The organism is Janthinobacterium sp. PLB04, assembly GCF_021165895.1.
Lineage (GTDB): Bacteria > Pseudomonadota > Gammaproteobacteria > Burkholderiales > Burkholderiaceae_D > Janthinobacterium > Janthinobacterium lividum.
Map to the genome: position 1 here is coordinate 4,708,121 of NZ_CP088968.1, position 22,383 is coordinate 4,730,503.

The 22,383-nt window shown below is 64.8% G+C and carries 20 protein-coding genes and 1 riboswitch; of the genes, 7 read left to right on the forward strand and 13 right to left on the reverse strand.

The annotated features are described in order from the left end of the window. Positions 1-124: 124 nt before the first annotated feature. On the forward strand, positions 125-1,090 hold the full coding sequence (locus tag LSO07_RS20725; protein ID WP_225317472.1) for an EDSAP-1 family PEP-CTERM protein: 966 nt from the start codon (positions 125-127) through the stop codon (positions 1,088-1,090). 26 nt (positions 1,091-1,116) lie between these two features. Here the strand turns inward: LSO07_RS20725 and LSO07_RS20730 are convergent, their stop codons facing one another. The 5 genes from LSO07_RS20730 to LSO07_RS20750 form a co-directional block, all read right to left on the reverse strand. Next, complete coding sequence (locus LSO07_RS20730) at positions 1,117-2,217, reverse strand: nitroreductase family protein (RefSeq protein ID WP_151096455.1); 1,101 nt, start codon at positions 2,215-2,217, stop codon at positions 1,117-1,119. After that, complete coding sequence (locus LSO07_RS20735) at positions 2,218-3,087, reverse strand: ThiF family adenylyltransferase (RefSeq protein WP_034779294.1); 870 nt, start codon at positions 3,085-3,087, stop codon at positions 2,218-2,220. A gap of 86 nt (positions 3,088-3,173) precedes the next feature. Then, positions 3,174-4,757, reverse strand: a complete 1,584-nt coding sequence (locus tag LSO07_RS20740) for a methyl-accepting chemotaxis protein (RefSeq protein ID WP_151096456.1) — start codon at positions 4,755-4,757, stop codon at positions 3,174-3,176. Between the two features lie 144 nt (positions 4,758-4,901). Further along, positions 4,902-5,099, reverse strand: coding sequence for a hypothetical protein (locus LSO07_RS20745; protein WP_010399555.1), 198 nt, complete (start codon positions 5,097-5,099; stop codon positions 4,902-4,904). Between the two features lie 93 nt (positions 5,100-5,192). Then, a complete protein-coding gene (locus LSO07_RS20750) occupies positions 5,193-8,027 on the reverse strand; it encodes a M16 family metallopeptidase (RefSeq protein WP_151096457.1) in 2,835 nt (944 codons plus the stop codon). A 185-nt stretch (positions 8,028-8,212) separates the two neighbouring features. Then, a riboswitch (FMN riboswitch) is annotated at positions 8,213-8,363 on the forward strand. A 95-nt stretch (positions 8,364-8,458) separates the two neighbouring features. On the opposite strand from LSO07_RS20750, the gene ribB reads away from it, so the two are divergent. After that, positions 8,459-9,106: a 3,4-dihydroxy-2-butanone-4-phosphate synthase gene (ribB, locus tag LSO07_RS20755; protein ID WP_151096458.1), complete on the forward strand. Its 648-nt coding sequence runs from the start codon at positions 8,459-8,461 to the stop codon at positions 9,104-9,106. Between the two features lies 1 nt (position 9,107). Here ribB and LSO07_RS20760 read toward each other — a convergent pair whose 3' ends face one another. Further along, entirely contained in the window at positions 9,108-10,466 is a 1,359-nt protein-coding gene (locus LSO07_RS20760) for an MFS transporter (RefSeq protein ID WP_151096459.1), read from the reverse strand. A gap of 134 nt (positions 10,467-10,600) precedes the next feature. On the opposite strand from LSO07_RS20760, the gene LSO07_RS20765 reads away from it, so the two are divergent. The 5 genes from LSO07_RS20765 to LSO07_RS20785 all read left to right on the forward strand — a co-directional run bounded on the left by LSO07_RS20765 (position 10,601) and on the right by LSO07_RS20785 (position 15,527). Then, on the forward strand, positions 10,601-11,476 hold the full coding sequence (locus LSO07_RS20765; protein ID WP_070282232.1) for a LysR family transcriptional regulator: 876 nt from the start codon (positions 10,601-10,603) through the stop codon (positions 11,474-11,476). A 61-nt stretch (positions 11,477-11,537) separates the two neighbouring features. Next, positions 11,538-12,356: an MlaE family ABC transporter permease gene (locus LSO07_RS20770; RefSeq protein WP_092605990.1), complete on the forward strand. Its 819-nt coding sequence runs from the start codon at positions 11,538-11,540 to the stop codon at positions 12,354-12,356. 55 nt (positions 12,357-12,411) lie between these two features. Then, positions 12,412-13,443, forward strand: coding sequence for an MlaD family protein (locus LSO07_RS20775; RefSeq protein ID WP_034779304.1), 1,032 nt, complete (start codon positions 12,412-12,414; stop codon positions 13,441-13,443). Further along, entirely contained in the window at positions 13,440-14,111 is a 672-nt protein-coding gene (locus LSO07_RS20780; RefSeq protein ID WP_151096460.1) for a hypothetical protein, read from the forward strand. Before LSO07_RS20775 ends, LSO07_RS20780 begins: the two co-directional genes overlap by 4 nt. A gap of 87 nt (positions 14,112-14,198) precedes the next feature. Next, entirely contained in the window at positions 14,199-15,527 is a 1,329-nt protein-coding gene (locus tag LSO07_RS20785; RefSeq protein ID WP_151096461.1) for an ATP-binding protein, read from the forward strand. On the opposite strand, the gene LSO07_RS20790 is transcribed toward LSO07_RS20785, so the two are convergent. From LSO07_RS20790 to LSO07_RS20820, 7 genes are all read right to left on the reverse strand, one after another. Then, positions 15,524-16,861 carry an HD domain-containing phosphohydrolase gene (locus tag LSO07_RS20790; protein ID WP_225317372.1) on the reverse strand — a complete coding sequence of 446 codons (1,338 nt, stop codon included), beginning with the start codon at positions 16,859-16,861 and terminating at the stop codon, positions 15,524-15,526. The two genes, LSO07_RS20785 and LSO07_RS20790, sit on opposite strands and share 4 nt — an antisense overlap. Beyond that, entirely contained in the window at positions 16,858-18,321 is a 1,464-nt protein-coding gene (locus LSO07_RS20795; protein ID WP_099394687.1) for an ATP-binding protein, read from the reverse strand. The genes LSO07_RS20790 and LSO07_RS20795 overlap by 4 nt, the downstream gene beginning before the upstream one ends. A 14-nt stretch (positions 18,322-18,335) precedes the next feature. Further along, on the reverse strand, positions 18,336-19,175 hold the full coding sequence (locus LSO07_RS20800) for an HDOD domain-containing protein (RefSeq protein ID WP_151096462.1): 840 nt from the start codon (positions 19,173-19,175) through the stop codon (positions 18,336-18,338). Next, on the reverse strand, positions 19,172-19,516 hold the full coding sequence (locus tag LSO07_RS20805) for a hypothetical protein (RefSeq protein WP_139144674.1): 345 nt from the start codon (positions 19,514-19,516) through the stop codon (positions 19,172-19,174). Before LSO07_RS20805 ends, LSO07_RS20800 begins: the two co-directional genes overlap by 4 nt. Positions 19,517-19,524: 8 nt before the next feature. Beyond that, positions 19,525-20,373: a response regulator gene (locus LSO07_RS20810; RefSeq protein WP_052139955.1), complete on the reverse strand. Its 849-nt coding sequence runs from the start codon at positions 20,371-20,373 to the stop codon at positions 19,525-19,527. 148 nt (positions 20,374-20,521) lie between these two features. Beyond that, positions 20,522-20,986, reverse strand: a complete 465-nt coding sequence (locus LSO07_RS20815; protein WP_143451015.1) for a hypothetical protein — start codon at positions 20,984-20,986, stop codon at positions 20,522-20,524. Between the two features lie 82 nt (positions 20,987-21,068). Then, positions 21,069-22,331: a DEAD/DEAH box helicase gene (locus LSO07_RS20820; RefSeq protein ID WP_099388326.1), complete on the reverse strand. Its 1,263-nt coding sequence runs from the start codon at positions 22,329-22,331 to the stop codon at positions 21,069-21,071. Between the last annotated feature and the right edge of the window lie 52 nt (positions 22,332-22,383).

Sequence of the window (22,383 nt, forward strand, 5' to 3'; positions counted from 1 at the left end):
GATTCACAGGCGAGGAGGCTCTCCTCGCCTTTTTTATGTGGCAAGCCTGTCGGTTTTCCTTACAACGCGGCCGATCAGGAGATGAGGATTTTTCATGACTACATTTTCTTGCACCCGACTGCCAATGGTCTTGTTAGCCTTTCTGCTGCTGGCCAGCAGCGGCACCGCCAGCGCCGCCGCCTACGGCTATTCGTACACCAGTGTCTTTGGCCTGGTCATCAGCAATCCCTCCGGCTCCGTCTCCCTGCTCAGCAACATCGACCTGTCGCGCACCACCGCCACGCTCAACGGCAGCAGCATCATCAAGGGCGGCAGCAATGAGATCGACGCGCCGCAAGCGACACGCGGCGCCGTCACCAAGGGAGAGAATGATTTCACCCGGCAAGGCATGGGCAATGCCTCGTATGCGCGCGGCGAGGCGCAAATCGTCACCTCGCAAATCCCCCCCTTTCCACCGGGCTCGACCAGCACACACACCGTAAACGCGGCAGAAACCTTCCTGGCGGGCGGCGGCAGCGCCGACGCCTCGGGACGCAATGGTTCCAGCACCGCGATGACCGTCAATTTTGTCGTCGGCCAACCGGGCGCAACCATGGCCTTCGACTTCCAGGCCCTGCCCTTCATGCAGCTGTACCTGGACGCCTTGGCCGGCACAGGCTCGGCGGCCACCACGAATATGGCGATGACGTTTAGCATCATCGATGAACATGGCCAGATCGTCTTCAGCTGGGCGCCCGACGGCAACCTCGGTTCCGGCATCCTGGGGGGCACCGAACTGGCCGATGCCGCCAACCTCAATACCGGCTACGCGCAAACGCCGCTCACCAGCGGCAGCATGTTCACCTACGACCCCAGCGGCTGCGGCGCACCCACAGGCACCGGCATCGGCACGACGTGCGGCGGGCAGTACAGCGCCGTCACGGATCACCTGGTGGCGGGCAACTACACGCTGGTGTTGAACATGCTGAACAGTTCCGAACTGGTCTACGTGCCAGGCGTCACGCCAGTGGCGCTGCCGGGAACCTTGCCGCTAATGGCGGCTGGCCTGGCAGCGCTGGCCAGCCTGGCGCCACGGCGCCGACAAGGCTGAGGCGCATGCATGGCGTCACGCGCGCCTCACTGCCCCGCCGTTGGCGCCACCAGCAAGTCTTGCAGCGGACGGCGCAGCGAGCGCGCACTGGCCGCCGGCCCGGCGCCTATGCGCCCGAGAAACACGGCCCGCTCAACCGCCGTGGCGCCCAGCACGGCCTGGCATTGCGCGGCCAGCTCCTGCGCCAGCTCCTGCATGCCATCGGTGCGCGAAAAAGTGCGCCGTTCGCGCACATAGCGAGCAAAGATCAGCGGCGTCAGTTCCGGCTGCAATTGCAGGCCCAGCTGCGTGGCCGTCAGCCAGAAGCGCTGCATGGCGCGGCCGGCCGCCACGTAATCGTCGATGTGGCGCGGCGGCGCATCGGCCAGCAGCATGAAATGCGCGGCGCAATACAGGCCCGGCAGCAAGTCCATCTGCAGGCGCGGCGCGACGGTGCCGGCCAGCCAGGTATTGAAAAAATCCACGCGGCGCCAGCTGTGCATGACCCAGCGCATCAGGCGCGCCGTCATCGGGTCGACGCCGAGCGCCTGCTCCGGGATGCGGTCGCTGCTGAAGCGCGCGCCCCATTCGATGACGTCGCGGTGCACCTTGTGCGCCTCGGGCATGGTCAGGCGCAGCTTCGCATTGTCGAACATCAGGCGCGCGCAGGCCAGGCGCGCACGCCCGCCTTCGAACCACTGCACGCCGTACCCGGGCGGCAAGCTGGCCGCCAGCGCCGCCTTTTCGCTGGCGCGCAAGCTGCGAGTGCTGAGCCGGCGCCGCTGCACACTGCGCTGCGGCAAGAAGGCCGCCAGCGGGTCGGGCTGCATGCCGGGACTGTCGACCAGGCGCACATCGAAGGTGGGTAGCGTGTCGGGCATGGACAGACGCCGGCGCGCTTCCATGCGCAAGCCATGGCTGCTGGCCGCCAGTGCCATGCTTTCGAGCAAGGCACCGAGCGATAGCTGGCTGGGATGGCCGTCGAGGTCATACACGCAATGGCTGCGCGTATCGAAGCCATGCACGATCACGTGCCGCGGGTCCACGACTTCAAAGCGCCACGGCTGCGTGTTGTCGCCGCTGGGCGCCCAGCGCGCCTGCTCGAGGATGTTTTCCAGTACGGGATCGATCTGCGGTGCTTGCGCCATTTATGCCCCCTGCGCCGCGCGGCGCCGCTTGATGATGGCCATCGTCAGGCGCTGCAGCGGATGACGGTTGCCGCCCGGACGCCAGGTATGCACGAGCTTGTTGCGGTAGGCGTCGAAATGCATGCCGTGCGGCGCCGCCATCACCTTGCCCCGCTTTAACAATATCTTCAAGGCTTCCGTCGCGGCCGCGCCCGCGCACAACTGGCAGCCCATGATGGTCGACGGCCCGCGCCGCTCCTTCAGGTTGATGGCGGACGGGTCGACCAGATAGGGGCCGTGCAAGCCGGCCGGCGCCAATCCGACCAGGAAGCGCAAGGCTTTCTCTTCTTCTGGCAAGTCGCCCCAGCCAAAATACTCTTCGAACGTCATGCCACCCGGCATGAAACTGAGCACGGCCGTGCCCATGCCCAGCGGCGCGGCCGTGATGGCGGGGATACCCAAGCGGGCGCATGTGGCGAAGGTAGCCTGGCGCGCGGGAAAGGCGAAGAAATCCAGGCCATCCACATACAGATCGACACCGGCAAAAAACTCGGCCAAGTTGCTGTCGTGTATACCGTCTGGAAATTGTTTAATCTCAAGTTCGGGATTGATGTCACGCGCCATCTGCGCCAGCACGGCCACCTTGGGCTGCCCCAGGGTGGAGACCATGGCGCCAGCCTGGCGGTTGAAGTTGGCGATATCGAAGGTGTCGAAATCGGCGATGTGGAAGGCGCCGATGCCGAGCCGCGCCAGGGTCAGCAGGTGTACGCCACCGACGCCGCCCATGCCGGCAATGGCCACGCGCTTGCCGCGCAAGCTATCCTGCTCCGCCTGCGTGACCCAGCCCAGGTTGCGGGCGAACGCCGCGTGATAGGAAAAACCGTCTGTCATGCTCACCTCTTCTGTGCGTCCAGTGCGGACGAAAAAGTTTGGACAGGTGAGCCGGGGTTAAGTTCCCCAGTGACAGAAAAAAGCGCTTAGCGCGTCAGGCGCCGCGCCGCAGGCACGCTGCGCTGTAGTGCTGCCGCTGCCGGCGCCACTGCACCCACCTTGAACACGCTGACGATCTGCGCCAGCCCCGCCGCCTGCTCGTTCATGGCTTGCGCCGCCGCCGACGCCTGCTCGACGAGGGCCGAGTTTTGCTGCGTCATGTTGTCCATCTCGACGATGGCCTGGTTGATCTGCTCGATGCCAGCGCTTTGCTCGGCGCTGGCCGAGGAAATTTCGGCCACGATATCGGTCACATGCTGCACGCTGGAGACGACTTTTTCCATCGTCTCGCCCGCCAGCGCCACCAGTTTTTCACCGGCGCCCACTTGCTCGGCGGAACTGTCGATCAATTGCTTGATCTCCTTGGCGGCCGCAGCCGAACGCTGCGCCAGGTTGCGCACCTCGCTGGCGACGACGGCGAAGCCACGGCCCTGCTCGCCCGCGCGCGCCGCTTCCACGGCCGCGTTCAAGGCCAGGATATTCGTCTGGAAGGCGATGCCGTCGATGACGGCGATGATGTCGCCGATCTTCTTCGACGAGGCATTGATGGCGCCCATGGTGTCGACCACCTGGCTCACGACACCGCCCGCCTGGCTCGCCACTTGCGAGGCAGAAATAGCCAGCTGGTTCGCCTGGCGTGCATTGTCCGCATTCTGACGCACGGTCGAGGTCATTTCTTCCATGGTCGAGGCCGTCTCTTCCAGCGATCCCGCCTGCTGTTCCGTGCGCGCCGACAGGTCGTGGTTACCGGAAGCGATCTCGCCCGACGCCGTGGAAATGGATTCCGCATCGGTGCGCACCTGGCTCACCAGATGGGCCAGGTTGTCGCGCATGGCCTTGATCGCCATCAACAGACTGGACGTATCGCCGGGACGCGTATCGATCTGCGTCGTCAGGTCGCCCTGGGCGATTTGCGCCACGATGGCCGCTGCATAGTCGGGTTCGCCACCGAGCTGGCCCAGGATGCGGCGCAGCATCAAGGCCGCCAGGGCGCCCACCACCAGCATCAGCGCGCCGCCGATGGCCAGCAGCACGCCCGCCTGGGCCCAGAACTTGTGGTTGATGTCATCGATATACGTGCCTGTGCCGATCAGCCAATCCCACGGCGCAAATTTCACCACGGCATACATCTTCGCCACCGGGTCCTTCACGCCCGGACGCGTGCCGTCCGCCTGCACCAGGCCGATGCGGCTGTTGGCCAGCGCCGCGCGGTAGCGGTCGCCCGACTGCTTCATGTTCTTTTGCGGCACGCCGATGCGCGACGCATTCGGGTGCACGTACAGCAAGTCCGTGCTGAAATCGCGCACAAAATAATACATCTCGTCCTTGACGAAGCTGCCGATGGCCAGCTTGGCCTGCTGCTGCGCCTGTTCACGCGTGAGCTTGCCAGACTGTTCCAGCGCATACGCCTTTTCCACCGAGGCATTGGCCAATTCCACCAGCACCGTCAGCTGCTCCACCCTTTCCGCCATCATGGTCTGGCGCAAGGAATACAGGGAAAACGAGGCGATGAGGACGATGCCCAGCAAGGTGCTGAAACACAGGAGGAGAATGCGCGAACGGAGTGTCATGGGTGCCTGGGTAAAGAATAAAATGTGGAATTATAAACAATTTCCATGCGGAAATCTTTTCAGAAAAGCAAAGCGGGCGGCGCTACCAGGCTGATGCCCGGCAGGCACCGCCCGCATATGTCTTGCTGAAGTCTGACTGAAAGGTCAGGCCAAGGCTTCCTTGGCTGCCTCTTCCGGCGTCAAGCCGTCGTAGAACTGGTCGGTAAACCACTCGACCTGTTCTTCGATGTGGTCCTGCGCCTGCGCCACGGTGGCGCCGCCCGCCACGAGGAAGCCTTCGACCTCGATACACCAGTTGATCAACTCCAGGGTCTCCGGATCGAGTTCTTCTTTCTTAGCCATCGTATTTCCTTGCTTGTTAAATTGCGATCACATCAATAAGCAGCAGTTTAACAGCTTCGCCACACTGCCGCCCCTGCAGTTCAACAATGAAGCTTACTTGGCTGCAACGTTTTTACGTTCCGGATACAGCACTACCTGCACATAATTGTGCATGTCCAGGTAGCGCTGCGCCGCCAGTTTCACGGCTTGCGGCGTGATGGCGCGCACGCGCTGCTCGTAGCGCAGGATGTGCGCAGGATCGCGCCCCTGCGTTACCGAACCCATCAATTGGTTCATCCAGTAGTTGTTTTCCCGCAAGGATTTCTGCTGGCGCGTGATCCAGTTCAGCTTGACCTTTTCCAGGTCCGCCGCGGATGGCCCATCCGTCTTCATCTTGTTGATTTCGGCAAACGCCGCGGCGATCACCTTGTCCACGTTTTCCGGTCCGGTGGGCAAGTTCAAGGCCACCGAGTAATGGCCGTACGGATGCTGGCCCATCGAGGTTTCAAAGCCGCCGCCATAGATCATGCTCATCTTTTCGCGCAGCACTTCGATGACTTTCAGGTTCAGCACCTCGCCCAGCGCCTGCAGGGTCAGCTTTTGCTCGTCCGAATACGCCACGTCGCCATTGAAGGTGATGGAAATCGTGCTTTTGGGCTCGCTGCCCATGTAGATATCCTTCTTGACGATCCCGGTCACCGGGCGCATGCCCACGTCGCGGTAGGCGTGCGGCACGTCGGCCACGGGCAAGGTGCCCAGGTAGCTGGCGATCAGGGGCTTGATCTTGTCGAGCTCGAAGCTGCCCGTGAAGATGAAGGTCATGCCGCGCGCGCTGGAAAAACGCTGGCGGAAGATTTCCAGCGAACGGTCCAGGCCCACCTTGTCGAAGTCGGCCACGCGCGGCACGCCATCGACGCGCGGGTTGTCGCCAAACATGGCGTGCTGGATGGCATCGTAAAACACGGCCTCCGGCTGCGCCATGCTGTTTTTCGCCAGGTCCTGCTGCTTGCCGATGAAGGACTGGTACAGGCCCGCATCCTTGCGCACGTCGTTGAAATACAGGTACACAAGTTGCAGCATGGCTTCCACGTCGGCGCTGCTGGCCGAGCCGCCAAAGCCTTCGCTCAGTTCGCCCAGCGAAGCGCCCACGTTGACCGTCTTGCCGGCCAGCACTTTCTGCAAGTCCAGCGGCGCCAGGTCTTTCAGGCCCATGCTGCCGACCACGGCGCTCGCGTAGCGGGCGTTGTAGATGTCGGCATCGCCAAACAGCGACTGGCCGCCGAAACGCGTCGAGCCCATCAGCACCTGGTCATTCTTGAAGTCCGTGGGTTTGAGCAGCACGCGCACGCCATTGCCCAGGGTCAGTTCCGTCACGCCGATGGCGCTATTCAACTTTTCCGAGGCGATGCTGCCGCCGGCCGGCGGGCCGTCCATCAGCTTGCTGGCCAGGACTTTTTCCGTGCGCGGCTCGATGGTTTGCTGCTCGGCCTTCGCCACCGCGTCGAGCAATTGCTGCTGCGTCGGCACGCTGGCGCCCGCTTTCGGCTCGGCGCCCATGAAGACCACCAGTTTCTTCTGCTGGTCGGGAATCACCTTGGCCACCGTCTCGTTGATTTCCTGCAGAGTTACTTGCGGCAAGAGTTCCTGCGCGTACAGCAATTCATTGGCGATGCCGGGGATGGCTTCCTGCTCCAGGAAGTTACGCGAATACTCGGCCACGAAACCGGCCGAATCGGACTTGTCGCGCTCGCTGTACGCGCGCTCGTAATTGCGCAGCATGTTCTTGCGCGCGCGGTCCAGCTCGTCCTGGCTGAAACCGAAGCGGCGCGCCCGCTCATCTTCCTGCACCAGCGCATCGACGGCCGGCTGCACGCCGCCCTTGCCCAACAAGGCATACGCGCTGAACGATTCATAGCCGCGCACCAGCTTGCCCATGCTGCTGCCGCCCTGGATGAACGGGGGATTGGCTTGCTGCGTCAATTCCTGCATACGCGCGCTGAGCATTTGCCCATACAGGTTTTCGATCATCTGGCGGCGGTAGTCGGCAATGGTGACGGGCTCCTGCGCGGCGCGGATCGGGTAGCGGATGAAGACGGTGTCGTCCGGCGCTTCCTTGTCCGTGATCACCAGCGCTTCCGTTTGCGAGCGCTGCGGCACTTCCGCATACAGGCGCGGACGCGGTTTCACGGGATTTTTCAGTTTGCCGAAATGCTGCTGGATCAGCTTTTCAGCCTGTTTCGGTTCCACATCACCGACCACCATCACGGCCATCAGGTCGGGACGGTACCAATCCTTGTAGAAACGCTTGATGGCTTCCGGCTTGAACGTTTTCAAGACGGATTCCTTGCCGATCGGCATGCGTTCCGCATAGCGCGAACCGTTCAGCAGCTTCGGATACAGGATCTTGTTCATGCGGTCGCTGGCGCCCTTGCCCAGGCGCGCCTCTTCCAGCACGATGCCGCGCTCGCTGTTGATATCGGCCGGATTGAATTTCAAGCCATGCGCCCAGTCTTCCAGCACGAGAAAACCCTTTTCCAGGTTTTCCTTCTTGTTCGTCGGAATCGGCAGCACGTACACGGTTTCATCAAAGCTCGTGTAGGCATTCAGGTCGGCGCCGAACTTCACGCCGATCGATTGCAGATAGGAAATCAGCTCATTGCGCTTGAAATGCGTGGAGCCATTGAAGGCCATGTGTTCCGTGAAATGGGCCAGGCCTTGCTGGTCGTCATCTTCCAGGATGGAACCGGCTTTCACCACCAGGCGCAATTCCACTTTTTGCGCGGGACGGGCATTTTTCTTGATGTAATAGGTCAAGCCGTTCGGCAGTTTTCCGACGGTAACTTCTGGTGCCAGCGGCAGGGGATCGCTCAAACGGACTTCCGCCTGGGCCATGCAGGCGCACGCCAGCAAGACGGCGCCCGAGATCAGGCGTAATTTACTCAGCTTCATGTATTCTCAACGGTAAGATTCAGTAAGCGTACCTTACACTGAAATCGTCTTTCCGCCATTAAAAACAGCTTAGGAAAAACTGCTTTCCCCAGGCAACTTTGCCGAATGAGAAACTCAACAGTGCCCTGCCAGCTTCTTTCAATTGTGCTAAAGTATTGCCGCCGGTCATGTGGACCGGCACAACAATACGTCTTCGGGGCGGGGTGCGATTCCCCACCGGCGGTAAGACCGGCAACGGTCAAGCCCGCGAGCGCTTGTCAGGCTTCGCCTGATAAGGTCAGCAGATCTGGTGTGATTCCAGAGCCGACGGTATAGTCCGGATGAAAGAAGATGTGCAGTAAACGCGATGTCCGATCGACCTGTCGATGCGGCCGGCTGCGTCTATTCGCTTGCCCTGCAGCGTTTTTCGCCTATGCGAGGAGCGTTTCACCATGTTAGTCAACAGCTACACCCTGCTTTCCAACGACCTGGAAGGTCGCATCCAATCCGCCCTGGCCGCCATGCGCGCCGGCATTCCCGTCATCCTGCTCGACGATTTCGACCGTGAAAACGAAGCCGATTTGATCCTGTCGGCCGAAAAATTGACGAACGAAACCATGGCCCTGCTGATCCGCGAATGCAGCGGCATCGTCTGCCTGTGCCTGCCGACGGACGTCGTCAGCGCGCTGGAATTGCCGCCCATGTCGTCCGACAATGGCAGCCGCTACGGCACGCCGTTCACGATCTCCATCGAGGCGCGCGACGGCGTCACGACGGGCGTGTCGGCCGCCGACCGCGTGACCACCATCCGCGCCGCCATCGCGCCGAACGCCAAGCCATCCGACCTGGTGCGCCCTGGCCACGTATTTCCCCTGCGCGCCGCGCCCGGTGGCGTGCTCGAGCGCCGTGGCCACACGGAAGGCTCCGTCGACCTGTCGCGCATGGCGGGCCTGAACCCGGCCGCCGTGCTGTGCGAGCTGATGAACCCGGACGGCACCATGATGCGCGGCGACGATATCGAACGCTTCGCCGAATTGCACGGCATGCCGATCCTCACCATCGAGGAACTGGTGGAGTGGCGCAGCACGCGCGAACAGTAAGCTAGCTTAAGGCGGCCACGGCCTTGGGCAAATGTACATGCTTGTACACAAGGCACGCCGCCAGGCCATACGCGACGGCAATCGTCGCGTAGGCCAGCGGCAAGCGCAGCGACCAGTCCGGCACCATGTGCAGGATGCTGCCGATCAGGGCCACCCCCACCAGGGCGCCGATCTGGCGGTTCGCATTCAGGGCTGCCGCCGCGCTGTTCGCATGCAGCTTGCCGGCCACCCGCATCACGGTGGCCGTCATGGCGGGAATGGCGATGCCGATGGCCACGTTCATGACTGCCGTGCCCAGCGCCAGCAGAAAATATGGCGTGCCCGGACGCAAGGCCATCAGCAGCAAGGCCATGCCAGCGCCCACCAGCAAGCCTAGCAGCATGGGCAAGCGCGTGCCATAACGCGCCGCAATACTTCCCGCCATAAAGTTTCCCACCGTATAGGCCGCCATCATGGGCAGCAGGCGCAAGCCCGACTGCAAGGCATCGGCGCCGCCCGACTGCTGCAGGAACAGGCTCAATAAGAACAGCTGGCCGAACACGCAAAAATTGATCAGGAAACCCACGCCATTGGCCGCGCCAAAGCTGCTGCTGTGGAACAGTGCGCGCGGCAACAGCGGATGGCTGCCGCTGCGCTCGCGCCGCAGCAATTGCCCGGCGGACAGCACCGTCAAGGCCCCGGCCGCCAGCACGCCCGGCGACAGCCAGCCCAGCACGGGACCTTCGATCAGCACGAAACTGAGGCCCGCCAGCGCCGCCACGCCCAGGGCATGGCTGAGCAGCGACAGATCGCGCGGCTGGCGCGCCGGCGCGGCCAGCAGCACTTGCGCCATGACGATGGCCAGCACACCGAGCGGCACATTCACCCAGAACACGCTGCGCCAGCCGAACTGGTGCACAAGTATGCCGCCGATCAAGGGGCCGGACGCGCCGGCCACGCCCACCAGGGCCGACCAGGCGCCCAGCATGCGCGTGCGCTCGCGCTCGTCGTCAAAGCTGTGCGTGAGCAAGCTCAGGGAACTGGGCATGAACAGGGCCGCGCCCGCCCCCTGCAGCAAGCGCGCGGCGGTGAGGAAATGCCCGTCGGGCGCGGCGCCGCACAGGATCGAGCCGAGGAGGAAGACGCCCAGGCCGCCCTGGTACACGGCTTTCGGGCCGTAGCGGTCGGCCAGCGCGCCGCCCGCCAGCAGCAGCGCGGCAAACGTCAGGGTGTAGCCGTCGACCACCCAGACAAGGCCCGTCAGCGGTATGGCCAGGTCCAGCGCGATATCGGACAGGGCCACGTTGACGGCCGTGACGTCAATCATCGCCATGACGAAGCCGAACGCCAGGGTCAGCAGGAGTGGTGTGGGGGCGGACATGGTATTTCCTTGCAGGGACAGCGGGGCAGCCATTATGCGAGCGTTGCATGATGCAGTAAACAGGCATAAAATCAGCACCATGATGCAAAAATGCATCAAGTTAACGACAGGGAAACAAGTCATGGACTGGGCTTATGGACTGGGATAACGCGCGCATCTTTCTGGCCATCGGCCGGGCCGGCACCCTGCGCGGCGCGGCGGCCCTGCTGCACATCGACCAGGCCACGTGCGGGCGCCGCCTGGCCGCGCTGGAAAGCTCGCTGGGCGCCACCCTGTTCCTGCGCACGCCGTCCGGCTACGTGCCCACGCCGGCCGGCGAACTGGCGCTCACGGCGGCCGAAGCCATGGAACGGGCGGCCGACAAGCTGCAGCGCGAGATGCAGGGCGTCGACAATCGTTTAAGCGGCCTGGTGCGCGTGGCCACCACCGACACCATGGCCAGCCATTTCGTCATCCGCGCCATGCAGCAGCTGCATGCGGCCCATCCGGACATCCGCATCGTGCTCAACGTGGCGCCCGCGCTGGCCAGCCTGACGCGGCGCGAAGCGGACCTGGCCGTGCGCGGCGTGCGCCCCACCGATCCGGACCTGATCTCGCGCCACCTCGTCAAGCGCAGCCTGGGCCTGTACGCGTCGAAAAGCTACCTGGCCGAACGGGGCGAACCCGTGCGCGGCACGGCGCTGGCCGGCCACGACATCGTCATCTACCACCATTCCGTGACGCCCCGCCATGCGGAGAAAATCGCCGGCGAACCCGTCGCCAACGCCCGGGTCGCCATGGAAGTAAACTCGGCGGCGATGCTGCAGGACGCCACGCGCGCGGGCCTGGGCGTGGCCGAGCTGGCCACGCACCTGGGCGACATCGACCCGCAGCTCGTGCGCATCTGGCCCGAGCGGGCGGAAAGCTACGACGTGTGGCTGGTCATGCATGCCGACCTGAACCGTTCTGCCCGGGTACGGGCGGCGGCCGACGCGATTATCCACAGCGTCGCCAGCGTGGCCGGCCAATAGCGGGCCTGCCGTGCACTGCTGGACAATCGCTTGTATCGAACGCATCCAATGTTAAGATGCCATGATGACCCTATCCGTCTCCCTCATCATCAGCCTGCGCCGCCTGCACCGGGCCACCATGGCCTGGCTGGTCAGCTGGTGGCGCATGCTGCATTTCGCCATCCTCGTGTTTTCGCTGGCCCTGTCGCCATCGAGCTATAACCGCGACAACCGCCCCATCCTCGCGCACCGCCTGGTGACGAATACGGCGCCGAACCTCGTGTGGTTCAGCGTCGCCTGCGCGCTGGTCAGCCTGGTGCTGATACGCATCGTCGTCGTCAGCGCGCAAAGCTACGGCCTGTCGCGCTATGCGCTGGAAATGGTGGTGCGCGTGCTGGTGCTGGAACTGATACCGCTGACGGCCGCCCTGTTCGTGGCGCTGCGCCTGACCTTGCCCGACGGCATTGCGTTCGCGCAAATGCGCTCGTCCGGCATGCTCGAGAAAATGCAGCGCCAGGGCGTCGACCTGCTGCGCCGCGAATACTTTCCGCGTGTCATGTCAGGCATCTTCGCCGTGTGGATGCTGGCTATCGTCAGCTGCGTCACCTCGCTCATCCTCGCCTATGTCACCATCTACGGTTTTACGCCGTGGGCGCTGCAGGGCTACACGCGCGTCGTGGGGCAGATATTCAATCCGGCCGTGGCCCTGATCCTGATGCTCAAGGTCATCTTCTTCAGCTTTGCCGTGGCCCTGATCCCGCTGGCCTCTTCCTACTATCCGGAGGAGCCGCACGGCCGGCGCAACCGCCTGTGGGCCGCGCACGGCCTGTCCGAAATGCTGCGCCTGTTTTCCGTCATCCTGCTGGTCGAAGTGGCTTCGCTGATGGGCAATTACTACTGATGCCCCGCCCGCCACCGCCAGCGATCCCGAACCACCCATACGAGAGCCAGAAGCCATGAGCCAGAGCCAACCCCCGAATCCCGACCAGGTCGACGTCACGGCGCCCGCCGGTCTCACGCAAGATTCCGTGCTGCCCGCCCCGCCGCCCGTGCGCCACGCCGAACTGAAGGCGGCCATCCTGCTCGTCTTCATGTTCGTGCTGGTGGTCGGCTCCGTCGTCTACCTGATGTATGCGCGCGGCGCCTTCGAAGCGACGCAGACGCTGGTGCTGACGGCCGACGATTCCGACGGCGTCGGCGTGGGCGCCGACCTGACCTTTTCCGGCTTTCCCATCGGCCGCGTGCAACGCATCGAGCTGGCGCCGGACGGCCGCGCGCGCGTCATCATCGACGTGCCGAGAAAAGACGCGCACTGGCTGCGCACCAGCTCCATCTTCACCCTGGAACGTGGCATCGTGGGCGGCGCCAAGCTGCGCGCCTACAGCGGCATCCTGACGGACCCGCCGCTGCCAGACGACGCCACGCGCGACCTGCTGGTGGGCGACATGGCGGCGGAAATCCCCCGCCTGCTGGCCGCCGCCAAGGACTTGCTGAACAACGTGGCCAGCCTGACGGGCACCGATTCCGCGCTCGACGGCACCTTGCGCAATGTGCAGGCCGTCACCGGCAAGCTGAGCGGCCCGGGCGGCGCCATGGGCTTGCTGACCGGCGACGACAAGCAGTCGCGCCTGCTGGTCGAGCGGGCCAATGCCCTGCTGATCACGGCGGACCAGCTGGCCCGCCGCACGGACGGCCTGGTGGCGAATGCCGATACGCGCGTCTTCGGCGACAAGGGCGTAATGACGGATGCGCAGGCGACCATCGTGCAGCTGAACGCCCTGCTGGCCGACACCCGCAACAGCCTGAAAAAAGTCGACGCCGTGCTGGTCGAGGCGCAAGCCGTGGGCGCCAATGCCAAGGCGGCGACAGCCGACCTGGGTCCGCTGCGCGCCGACGTGGAAAGCAATCTGCGCAAGGTCGAGCAGCTGGTCAATGAAATCAACCGCAAATGGCCGTTCAAGCGCAATCCGGAGATCAAACTGCCATGAAAATATCCCGCCCCGCCATCGCCGCCCTGCTGTGCACCTTGCTTGCCGCCTGCTCCAGCGGCCCGCCCGTGCCGGACTGGAAAATGAATGCGCAAAGTTCCGTCGAGCGCTTCCAGGCGGCCTACCTGGGCGGCAACGCCCTCGTCGAGCAGACGGAATTCCGGCGTGCCCGCAGCCAGGTGGCCGGTACGGGCAAGCTTGAACTCGTGGCGCGCATCGAACTGCTGCGCTGCGCCACGCGCGTGGCCAGCCTGGCGTTCGAAGACTGCAGCGGCTTTGACGCCCTGCAAGCCGATGCGACAGCCGCCGACCGCGCGTATGCGGCCTGGCTGGCAGGCAAGGCGCAGGCGGCCGACGTCGCCCTGCTGCCGGAAGCGCAGCGGGCGGCAGCCAGCGCCAGCTCCGACACGGCCGCCGCCAGCGCCGTGGCGGCCATCAAGGACCCGCTGTCGCAACTGGTGGCGGCCGGCGTGCTGCTGCGCTCGAGCCGCGCCACGCCGGAACTGCTCGATACGGCCGTGGCCACCGCCTCGGACCAGGGCTGGCGCCGGCCGCTGCTGGCGTGGCTGGGCGTGCAGCGCCTGCGCGCCGAACAGGCGGGCGACACGCAGGCGGCGCAGCGCATCGCGCGGCGCATGGCAATCGTCGAGCAGCCGCTGGCCCCCTGAGCGCGCCGATGCCGGCCCAAGGCAGGCGGAATCAGGCATAATCGAAGCAGGATGACAGCTATGCCGTGCAGGCAGCGAGGTGTGACGATGCAGTTCGAGGATTTCGACCTTTCCACTCCCGATACCGGCCGGCATGCCGGGGCGGCGCCTGGCGATGATGCACCGGCCTCCACGGCCGTGCGCCTGCAATACCTGCTCGACAATACTCCCTCCATCATCTATTGCACCGTGCCCAGCGGCGACTTCAAGATGACGTTTGTCAGCAACAATGCCCTGAATGTGCTGGGCTACCAGCCCGAGGAGATGGTGGCCGACCCCAATTTCTGGTTCGACCATATCCACCCCGACGATGCGCCCGGGATTTTTTCCAGCCTGGCGCAGATCTTCGTCGAAGGCGCGCGCGCCTATGAATACCGCTTCCGCGTGCGCGACGGCAGCTATCTGTGGATGCACGACAGCCTGCGCCTCGTGCGCGACGAGCATGGCGTGCCGTTCGAAGTGATCGGCTCGCTGACGGACATCACGGAACGCAAGGGCATGGAAGCGATGCTGCAGGCGCGCGGCGAAGAGCAGCAACTACTGATCAGCAAGCTGCAGGAAGCGCACGACCAGTTGCTGCAATCGGAAAAGATGGCGTCCATCGGCCAGCTGGCGGCCGGCATCGCGCATGAAATCAATAACCCGATCGGCTTCGTCAATTCGAACATGAGCTCGCTGCAAGGCTATGTCGGCACCCTGTTCGACGTCATCGCCCAGTATGAGGCGGCGATGCGCGAGCCGTTCGACGGCCCGGCCCTGGCCGCGCACGTGGTCCAGGTGCGCGCACAGGCCGACCTGGCCTTCCTGCAGGACGACATCGGCGACCTGGTGCGCGAATCGATGGATGGCCTCAAACGCGTGCGCGACATCGTGCAGGCGCTGAAGGATTTTTCCCACGTGGGCGAGACGGACTGGCAAGTGGCCAGCCTGCATGCGGGCCTGGACAGCACCCTGAATATCGTCGCCAACGAATTGAAATACAAGGCGCGCATCGAGAAGCAGTATGGCGAACTGCCGCCGATACTGTGCCTCGCCTCGCAGCTGAACCAGGTCTTCATGAACCTGCTCGTCAACGCGGGCCAGGCCATCGGCAGCGACGGCGTGATCAGCATCCGCACCGGCCATGCGGACGACTGGGTCTGGGTGGAGATCGGCGACACGGGCGCCGGCATCGCGCCCGAGCACCTGAACCGCATCTTCGAACCGTTCTTCACCACCAAGGCCGTCGGCAGCGGCACGGGCCTGGGCCTGTCGCTGTCATACGGCATCGTCAACAAGCACGGCGGCCGCATCGAGGTGACTTCGGAAGTGGGCCAGGGCACGCGCTTTACCGTGCACCTGCCCGTCTCGCCGCCGGCGGCCAGGGCCGCGTCCTAGCCCTGCTTGACGGGCGCATACACGCGAATGCTGAGGCGGCCGCCATTCTTGCTTTCGAAGTCGAGCAGCTGGGCGATCACGCGGGCCGTCAGCACGTGCTCGGCCGCCAGCAGCATCAAGCCATCGCGGCTGATCAGGTCGCGCGACAGCACCATGCCCGGTTCCAGCTGGCCCGACAGCACGGTCAGGTCGCGCGCCGGCGGTTCCGTCTCTTCCATGATGCTGCGGAAAGCGGCCACCACGGCCGGGTCGTAGCGCTTGCCGACGCTGTCGTAGATCAGGGTGCGGGCCTCCTCGGCGCGCAGGCTGCGCTGCACCATGGCGCCGATCTGCAAGCCGTCGTAGTCCGACGCCAGCGCGAGGATGCGTGCGCCCATCGGAATGGCCAGGCCCACCAGGCCATCGGGAAAGCCGCCGCCGTCGAAGCGCTCGAGCTGCGAGCGCAGGATCACGGAAACGGCGCGCAGCTCCTCGAGCGCCATCAATAATTGTTCGGCGCGCAGCGGATGCTTGCGGAACGCGGCCAGCTGCTCGCCCGTCCAGGCGCTGGCCGGCAACTCCAGCACATCGTCGCTCAAGCTGAGCTTGCCGATATCCTTGAGCAGGGCCGCGATGAACACGTCGCGCGCCTCCTGCCCTTCCAGGCCCAGCGCCTGCGCCAGCTTGCGCGACAGCTCGGCCACCCGCCGCGCATGGCCGGCCAGCTTGCCGCCGCGCATCTCGATCAGGTTGGAAAACACCTTGATCGTCGTCACGAACGTGGCCTTCAGGCGCTCGTTGGCCGCCTGCACTTCGTCGTGCGACTGCTTCAGCTGCTGCGTGCGCGTGGCCACCTTCGCTTCCAGGCTGGCGTTGAGCGCCTGCAGCTCCACGTTCTGGCTGGCCGTCAGCGCTTCCAGGCGCAGTTTTTCCTGCTCCAGCGCGCGCCGTTCCAGCGCATGGCGCACCACCAGCACGATATCGTTCTCGTCCCACGGCTTGGTCACGTAGCGGTAGATCTCGCCTTGGTTGATGGCGTCGAGGATGGACTGGATGTCGGCATAGCCGGTCAGCAGCAAGCGTATGGTGCCGGGCCAGCGCTGGCGCACCTGGGCCAGGAACTGCGCGCCATCCATGTGCGGCATGCGCATGTCGGAAATGACCAGGTCCACCGTCTCGCTCTCGAGCAGGGCCAGGCCGGCCGCGCCGCCATCGGCCGTCAGCACGCGGTAGCCGTGCGGGCGGAACAGCCGGCGCAGCGACGAGAGGATATTCGGTTCGTCATCGACGCACAGGATGGTGGGCGGCGCGGCCGCGGTGCTGGCGCTGGTGCTCATGCTGTCCTGTTCGGTCATGGTGCGACGGCCTGCGCCTGGCGCACGGGCAAGGTGATGCGGAAGGTGGTGCCGCGGCCGATGATGCTGCGCACGTCGATGCGGCCGTGATGTTTCTGCACCGTGGTGTAGGCCAGCGACAGGCCCAGCCCCGTGCCCTTGCCGACGGCCTTGGTGGTGAAGAACGGGTCGAAGATGCGCGACAGGTGTTCGGGCGCGATGCCGCCGCCCGTGTCCTCGACCTCGATCCACACTTCCGTCGCGTTGTCGCTGCCCGTGCGCAGGGTGATGCATCCGCGCGCCTCGCCCATGGCGTGGGCCGCGTTGACGACCAGGTTCATGATCACCTGATTCAGTTCGGAAGGCTGGCATTCGATATCGGGAATGTCGGCGTACTCGCGCACCACGTCGGCCTTGTACTTGACCTCGTTGTTCACGATATTGAGCGTGGTGTCGATGCCCTGGCGCAGGTCGGCCCAGACCCACTCCTGGTGCGCATCCGTGCGCGAAAAATCCTTCAGGTCCTGCACGATGCGGCGTACGCGCGCAATGCCTTCCTTCGACTCGCCCATCAGCAGCGGAATGTCGGTGCGCAGGAAGTCCAGGTCGACCTGTTCGCGCAGCGCCCGCAGGCGCGCCGCCACCACGGGGTCGGCGACGGCCGGTTCCGCTTCCTCATAGGCGTCGAGCATGCTGAACAGGTCGTCCAGATACCCTTCCAGCGTGCCGACATTGGAAAACACATAGCCGATGGGATTGTTGATCTCGTGCGCCACGCCGGCGGCCAGCTGGCCGATCGAGGCCAATTTTTCCGACTGCAGCAGTTTTTGCTGGGCCAGCGACAGCTTGCTGTTCAATTCCGTCAGGGCCAGGTTACGCTCGCGCAATTCGAGATCGGCAATCTGGCGCTGGCGGATATCGTCGGCCAGGCGCTCGTTCATGTCGGCCAGCTGGGCCGTGCGCTTGGCCACCAGGTGTTCCAGGTTGTCGTGCGCCTTGCGCAGCGCCAGTTCCGCAAGGCGCCGCTCGCTCACGTCGCGCAGGGTTTCGATGGCGCCCACCAGGCGTCCCTGGCGGTCGCGCAGGGGCGCCGCCGTGAAATGCAGCCAGTGGCCTTCGGGGCCGATATCGGCAAAGAAATCCTCGGCCTCAAAGGCGCCCGGGATCACGGGAGAGCGCTTCAGCTTGCCGAGGTAGAGGTCATTTTCGCCGAGCGCGATATCGTCGGCCACCAGCAGGTCGGCCAGGCAGGCGCGCGGCTGCGGATAAAACGCCTTCCAGTGGTCGCGCGTGCCGACCATCTCGGCGGCCGTAAAGCCCGTCAACTGTTCGCAGGCGCTGTTCCAGTGCGTGATCACGTGGTCCGTGTCGATGGCGAAAGTGGCCACGGGATGGCCATCGAAAAACGCCGACAGCGCGATCGAATCGCCCTGGCGGCGTTCCGGCGTGGCGGACAGTGCCTGCCCTGCGTCTGTTTCCATGGCCTGTATCCTGTTCATGCCAGCATGATCCGCGACATTTCATCGAAGGTGTGTTCCGTTTGCCGCAGCAGCGCCAGCCAGGCCTGCTCATCCAGCGCGACGCTGCGCCAGCCTGCGGGCGACAGGGGCGGCACCAGCGCATCATCGACGCCGGCCAGGTCGAGCGCCAGGGCGACGGCATTGGCCAGATGCACGGCCAGCGGCAAGCCGCCCGCCTCCAGCCGGTCGATGGCGTGGTGGTCGGCCACCGCCTGCTGTATCGCCTCGGGAAACTTCCAGTAGGCGGCGAGGGCACTGCCCACCTGCGCGTGGTCGATGCCGATGACGGCCAGTTCCGCATCGGCCATCTGGCAGTCATGCGCCTGGCGGTGGCTGCGCACAAGCGCGTGCTCGGCCGGGAAGCGCGTCACCAGCACCAGGGTGCCCAGGTCGTGCAGCAGTCCCGCCGTGAACGCCGTTTCGGGATTGACGCGCAAGTGCGGCGCCAGCAGGCGCGCGGCGATGGCCGTGGCCAGCGAATGGCGCCAGAACGCCTGGAAATCGAAGCCGCCGCTGACGGGCGCGAAACTGCCCGTCAGCGCGCAGGCCGTGACGACGGTGCGGATGCTGTGAAAACCCAGCACGGAAACGGCTTGCGGAATACTGGTGACCTTCGATTGCATGCCGTAGAACGAGGAGTTGGCGATGCGCAAGGTCTTGGCCGCCAGGGCCTGGTCCAGCTCGATCTTTTGCGCCAGCACATGCACGTCCGTGTCGTCCTGGTCCATGCTCGACAGCAGTTCCAGCACCACCACCGGCAGCGAAGGCAGTTCCTGTATCTGGCGGATGATGTGTTCAAAACTGAGCCGTGTCATGCCGCGCCCCCTTGCCGGTAGCGCTGCAGCAGCGCCAGCAGTTCCGCCCCTGCGGAATCGGGCGGCGTGGCGCGGAACAGCACGGCCAGCCGTTCCAGGCGGCGCGCCCGTTCCTGCTCGGCATGCGCCTGCGCGGCGGGGTCAATCGCCTCGTCCATGACAACATGGCAGCGCTCCACATTGCGCCTGCGCAAGGCCGTCAGGTTCGCCGCCGTCAGGGTGGCGCCCTGGGCCAGCAGCACCGCGCCGCTGGCGTCGCTCAGCGCCTGCGCCAGCACCATGCCTTCCTGCGCCTGCTCCATGGAAATCTCGCGGCCGCTGTCACTCACGCTTGTACTCACGCTTATACTCATGTACCCGCTCCATGACGGCTCAGGGTGACCAGGCTGCCGCGCGAACGCGAATGCATGCCCATCGGATGGATCGCCACGGCATACGGCTGGCCATCGATGGCGGCCAGGCAAGGTGCGCCCTGCCCGCCGAACAGCTGCGGCAAGACGATCGCCGCCTCGTTGCCCAGCAGGGCCGCACCCCGTTCGAACAGATTGGCCGCCGCCGCGTTGATGAAGGCGATCATGCCGTCCTCATCGAGCCCGATCACGGGCAGCGGCAGAAATTGCAGCAATTCGCGCGCGATGCCCAGGCTGACTTCGTCGCGACTGATCTGGTGCTGCTGCTGGCTCACCAGCGCCTGCATGGCGGCATTGGCTGCCGCCAGGGCCAGGTTGACCTCGCGCAACTGCGCATTGAGGCGCACATTGTCGTCATCGATGCCCTTCAGGCGAAAGGCTTCGGCGATATGCTCGCGCAGCTGATGGTCTTCCCATGGTTTGGTGAGGAACTTGAAGATGGCGCCCTCGTTGACGGCATCCGTGACGGCCTGCAACTCGGTATAGCCCGACAGCATGATGCGGATGGTTTGCGGACACAGCAGCTTGGCCTTGCGCAGGAAGTCGGCGCCCAGCATGCCGGGCATGCGCTGGTCCGACACGATCACGTCGACGGCATGGCTGGCCAGCACCTCCAGCCCTTCCTGGCCGCTGCCCGCCGTCAGGATATGGTAGCCATCGCGCCGCAGCAGGCGCTTGAGGGAAGCGAGGATATTCGGCTCGTCATCGACCAGCAGCAAGGTGCGCGGTGGCGCCACGGCGTCCGCCGCCACAATCCCTGGCATACCCTGTTCGTCGTGCACATCCATCGGACCATCCTCTCATCGCCATGGCGATATCGGAGCTTGCCTGGAGGGGGGAATCTGCTACGCGGGACAGTCTTGCGAGTCTTGCGCGGCAGCCAGCTTGCGTTGAAATTATACGACTAAATATTCCTGTATGGCATTTATCAGCTACCTATCCGCGCCGTGCCGGGCAAGGCGTATCGCGGTAAAACACAAAACCGCCCAGGCCGATGGCCTTGGTATCGGCTTTCACCCCATACACCAGCGTGCTCTTGTCCGCCTCGATACGCAGCAGGTTCATGTGTTGCACGATTTGCGCGTGCGACAGTTCCAGCGATGGCGTCGGCGCCAGTTGCAAACGCAGCTCGGACGTGGCGCTGTCATACGCCCAGCGGCCCGGATTATAGAAGGCGAAGCCGCCATCGAAACGCAGGCTGCCATCCTTGAACTGGGTCAGGCAAATGCCGGGAAATTCGCTGGGCGGGTTGTACCAGGTGGCGGCCACGGCGGCATCGGCAGGCGCCTTGCCCGGCATCTGCATGCCGCTGCCATCACTTTTGCCGCCCATGCCGGCACAGCCTGCCAGCGCCAGCGCGCAAGCCAGAGCGCCCGCGCGCGTGATGAATGTCATGTGCATCAACAGTCCCCTTGCTTTATAGAAACATCATCTTAAAGCGGGACGGCCAGCCGTTCAAGCGGCTAGCGCACATAAGGGCGATTTAATTGCCCTCGGCCGCCTTCGCTGCCAGGGCTGCCGCTTCGCGCAATTTATCCTTCTTGCTCTTGCGCGCCCCCTTCACGCCGCCGTTCACCGTGTCCGTCACGGTGCTCACGGGCGCGGGCAGTTCCGTCGGTTCGAAACCGGCCACCACTTCGCGCACGATGCGCAAGTCGTTGCGGTTTTCGATCAGGCGGAAATGCGCTTCCGTGTCGGCCGTCACGAAGCTGATGGCCGTGCCGCTTTCGCCGGCGCGGCCCGTGCGGCCGATGCGGTGCGTGTAGTCGACGGCCGAGCGGGGCAAGTCGTAATTGACGACGGCAGGCAGGCCGGCGATGTCGATGCCGCGCGCGGCCACGTCGGTGGCCACCAGCACCTGCAAGCGGCACGCCTTGAAGTCGGCCAGCAGCTGGCTGCGCGTGCCCTGGCTGAATTCGCCGTGAAAGGCGCCCACGTGCAGGCCCGCGCGCTGCAGCTTGTCGGCCACGTGTTCGGCCGCGTACTTGGTGGCGACAAACACCAGCACGCGCTCCCACTGCTGCTGCAGGATCAGGTAGCGCAGCAGCTGCGTGCGGCGCGGCACGTCGACCGTGATGGCCCGCTGCACGATGTCGGGCTTGTCCTGCGGTTCGGACGCCACTTCGATGCGCACGGGCTCCTTGAGCAGGCTGTCGGCCAGCGCCTGCACGCTGTCGGGGAAGGTGGCGGAGAAGAACAGGTTTTGCCGCTGCTTGGGCAGCAGCGCCAGGATGGCGTTGATTTCCTCGCTGAAGCCCATGTCGAGCAAACGGTCGGCTTCATCCAGGACGAACAGCGACACGCCGCCCAATTTGACGGCATTCTGGCGCACCAGGTCCAGCAGGCGGCCCGGCGTGGCGACGACGATATCGGCGCCGCCGCGCAAGTCCATCATCTGCGGATTGATCGACACGCCGCCGAACAGCACGGAAATCTTCAGTTTGACGGGCAGCGGCTTGGCCAGCGCGTGCACCGTCTGCCCCACCTGCGCCGCCAGCTCGCGCGTGGGCACGAGGATCAGCGCGCGCACCTGGCGCGGACCGGAGGCCGGCGCCATCAGCGCCTGCAGCAGCGGCAGCGCGTAGGCGGCCGTCTTGCCGGAACCCGTCTGCGCCGCGCCCAGCACGTCGCTGCCGCGCAGGATGGCGGGAATGGCGGCCGCCTGGATGGCCGTCGGCGCGGCATAGCCGGCCTTGTCGACGGCGCGGACCAGGGAGGGAATCAGACCCAGTGAGGAAAATGGCATAGCGGGCCTTCTTATTATTTAGTCATGAAGTGAGACCGGCCGCAATGTGCGG

Coding starts and splice junctions, on each gene's coding strand:
- LSO07_RS20725 (WP_225317472.1), top strand. CDS start 125: ATGGTCTTGTTAGCCTTTCTGCTGCTGGCCAGCAGCGGCACCGCCAGC.
- LSO07_RS20730 (WP_151096455.1), bottom strand. CDS start 2,217: ATGGCGCAAGCACCGCAGATCGATCCCGTACTGGAAAACATCCTCGAG.
- LSO07_RS20735 (WP_034779294.1), bottom strand. CDS start 3,087: ATGACAGACGGTTTTTCCTATCACGCGGCGTTCGCCCGCAACCTGGGC.
- LSO07_RS20740 (WP_151096456.1), bottom strand. CDS start 4,757: ATGACACTCCGTTCGCGCATTCTCCTCCTGTGTTTCAGCACCTTGCTG.
- LSO07_RS20745 (WP_010399555.1), bottom strand. CDS start 5,099: ATGGCTAAGAAAGAAGAACTCGATCCGGAGACCCTGGAGTTGATCAAC.
- LSO07_RS20750 (WP_151096457.1), bottom strand. CDS start 8,027: ATGAAGCTGAGTAAATTACGCCTGATCTCGGGCGCCGTCTTGCTGGCG.
- ribB (WP_151096458.1), top strand. CDS start 8,459: ATGTTAGTCAACAGCTACACCCTGCTTTCCAACGACCTGGAAGGTCGC.
- LSO07_RS20760 (WP_151096459.1), bottom strand. CDS start 10,466: ATGTCCGCCCCCACACCACTCCTGCTGACCCTGGCGTTCGGCTTCGTC.
- LSO07_RS20765 (WP_070282232.1), top strand. CDS start 10,601: ATGGACTGGGATAACGCGCGCATCTTTCTGGCCATCGGCCGGGCCGGC.
- LSO07_RS20770 (WP_092605990.1), top strand. CDS start 11,538: ATGATGACCCTATCCGTCTCCCTCATCATCAGCCTGCGCCGCCTGCAC.
- LSO07_RS20775 (WP_034779304.1), top strand. CDS start 12,412: ATGAGCCAGAGCCAACCCCCGAATCCCGACCAGGTCGACGTCACGGCG.
- LSO07_RS20780 (WP_151096460.1), top strand. CDS start 13,440: ATGAAAATATCCCGCCCCGCCATCGCCGCCCTGCTGTGCACCTTGCTT.
- LSO07_RS20785 (WP_151096461.1), top strand. CDS start 14,199: ATGCAGTTCGAGGATTTCGACCTTTCCACTCCCGATACCGGCCGGCAT.
- LSO07_RS20790 (WP_225317372.1), bottom strand. CDS start 16,861: ATGACCGAACAGGACAGCATGAGCACCAGCGCCAGCACCGCGGCCGCG.
- LSO07_RS20795 (WP_099394687.1), bottom strand. CDS start 18,321: ATGGAAACAGACGCAGGGCAGGCACTGTCCGCCACGCCGGAACGCCGC.
- LSO07_RS20800 (WP_151096462.1), bottom strand. CDS start 19,175: ATGACACGGCTCAGTTTTGAACACATCATCCGCCAGATACAGGAACTG.
- LSO07_RS20810 (WP_052139955.1), bottom strand. CDS start 20,373: ATGGATGTGCACGACGAACAGGGTATGCCAGGGATTGTGGCGGCGGAC.
- LSO07_RS20815 (WP_143451015.1), bottom strand. CDS start 20,986: ATGCACATGACATTCATCACGCGCGCGGGCGCTCTGGCTTGCGCGCTG.
- LSO07_RS20820 (WP_099388326.1), bottom strand. CDS start 22,331: ATGCCATTTTCCTCACTGGGTCTGATTCCCTCCCTGGTCCGCGCCGTC.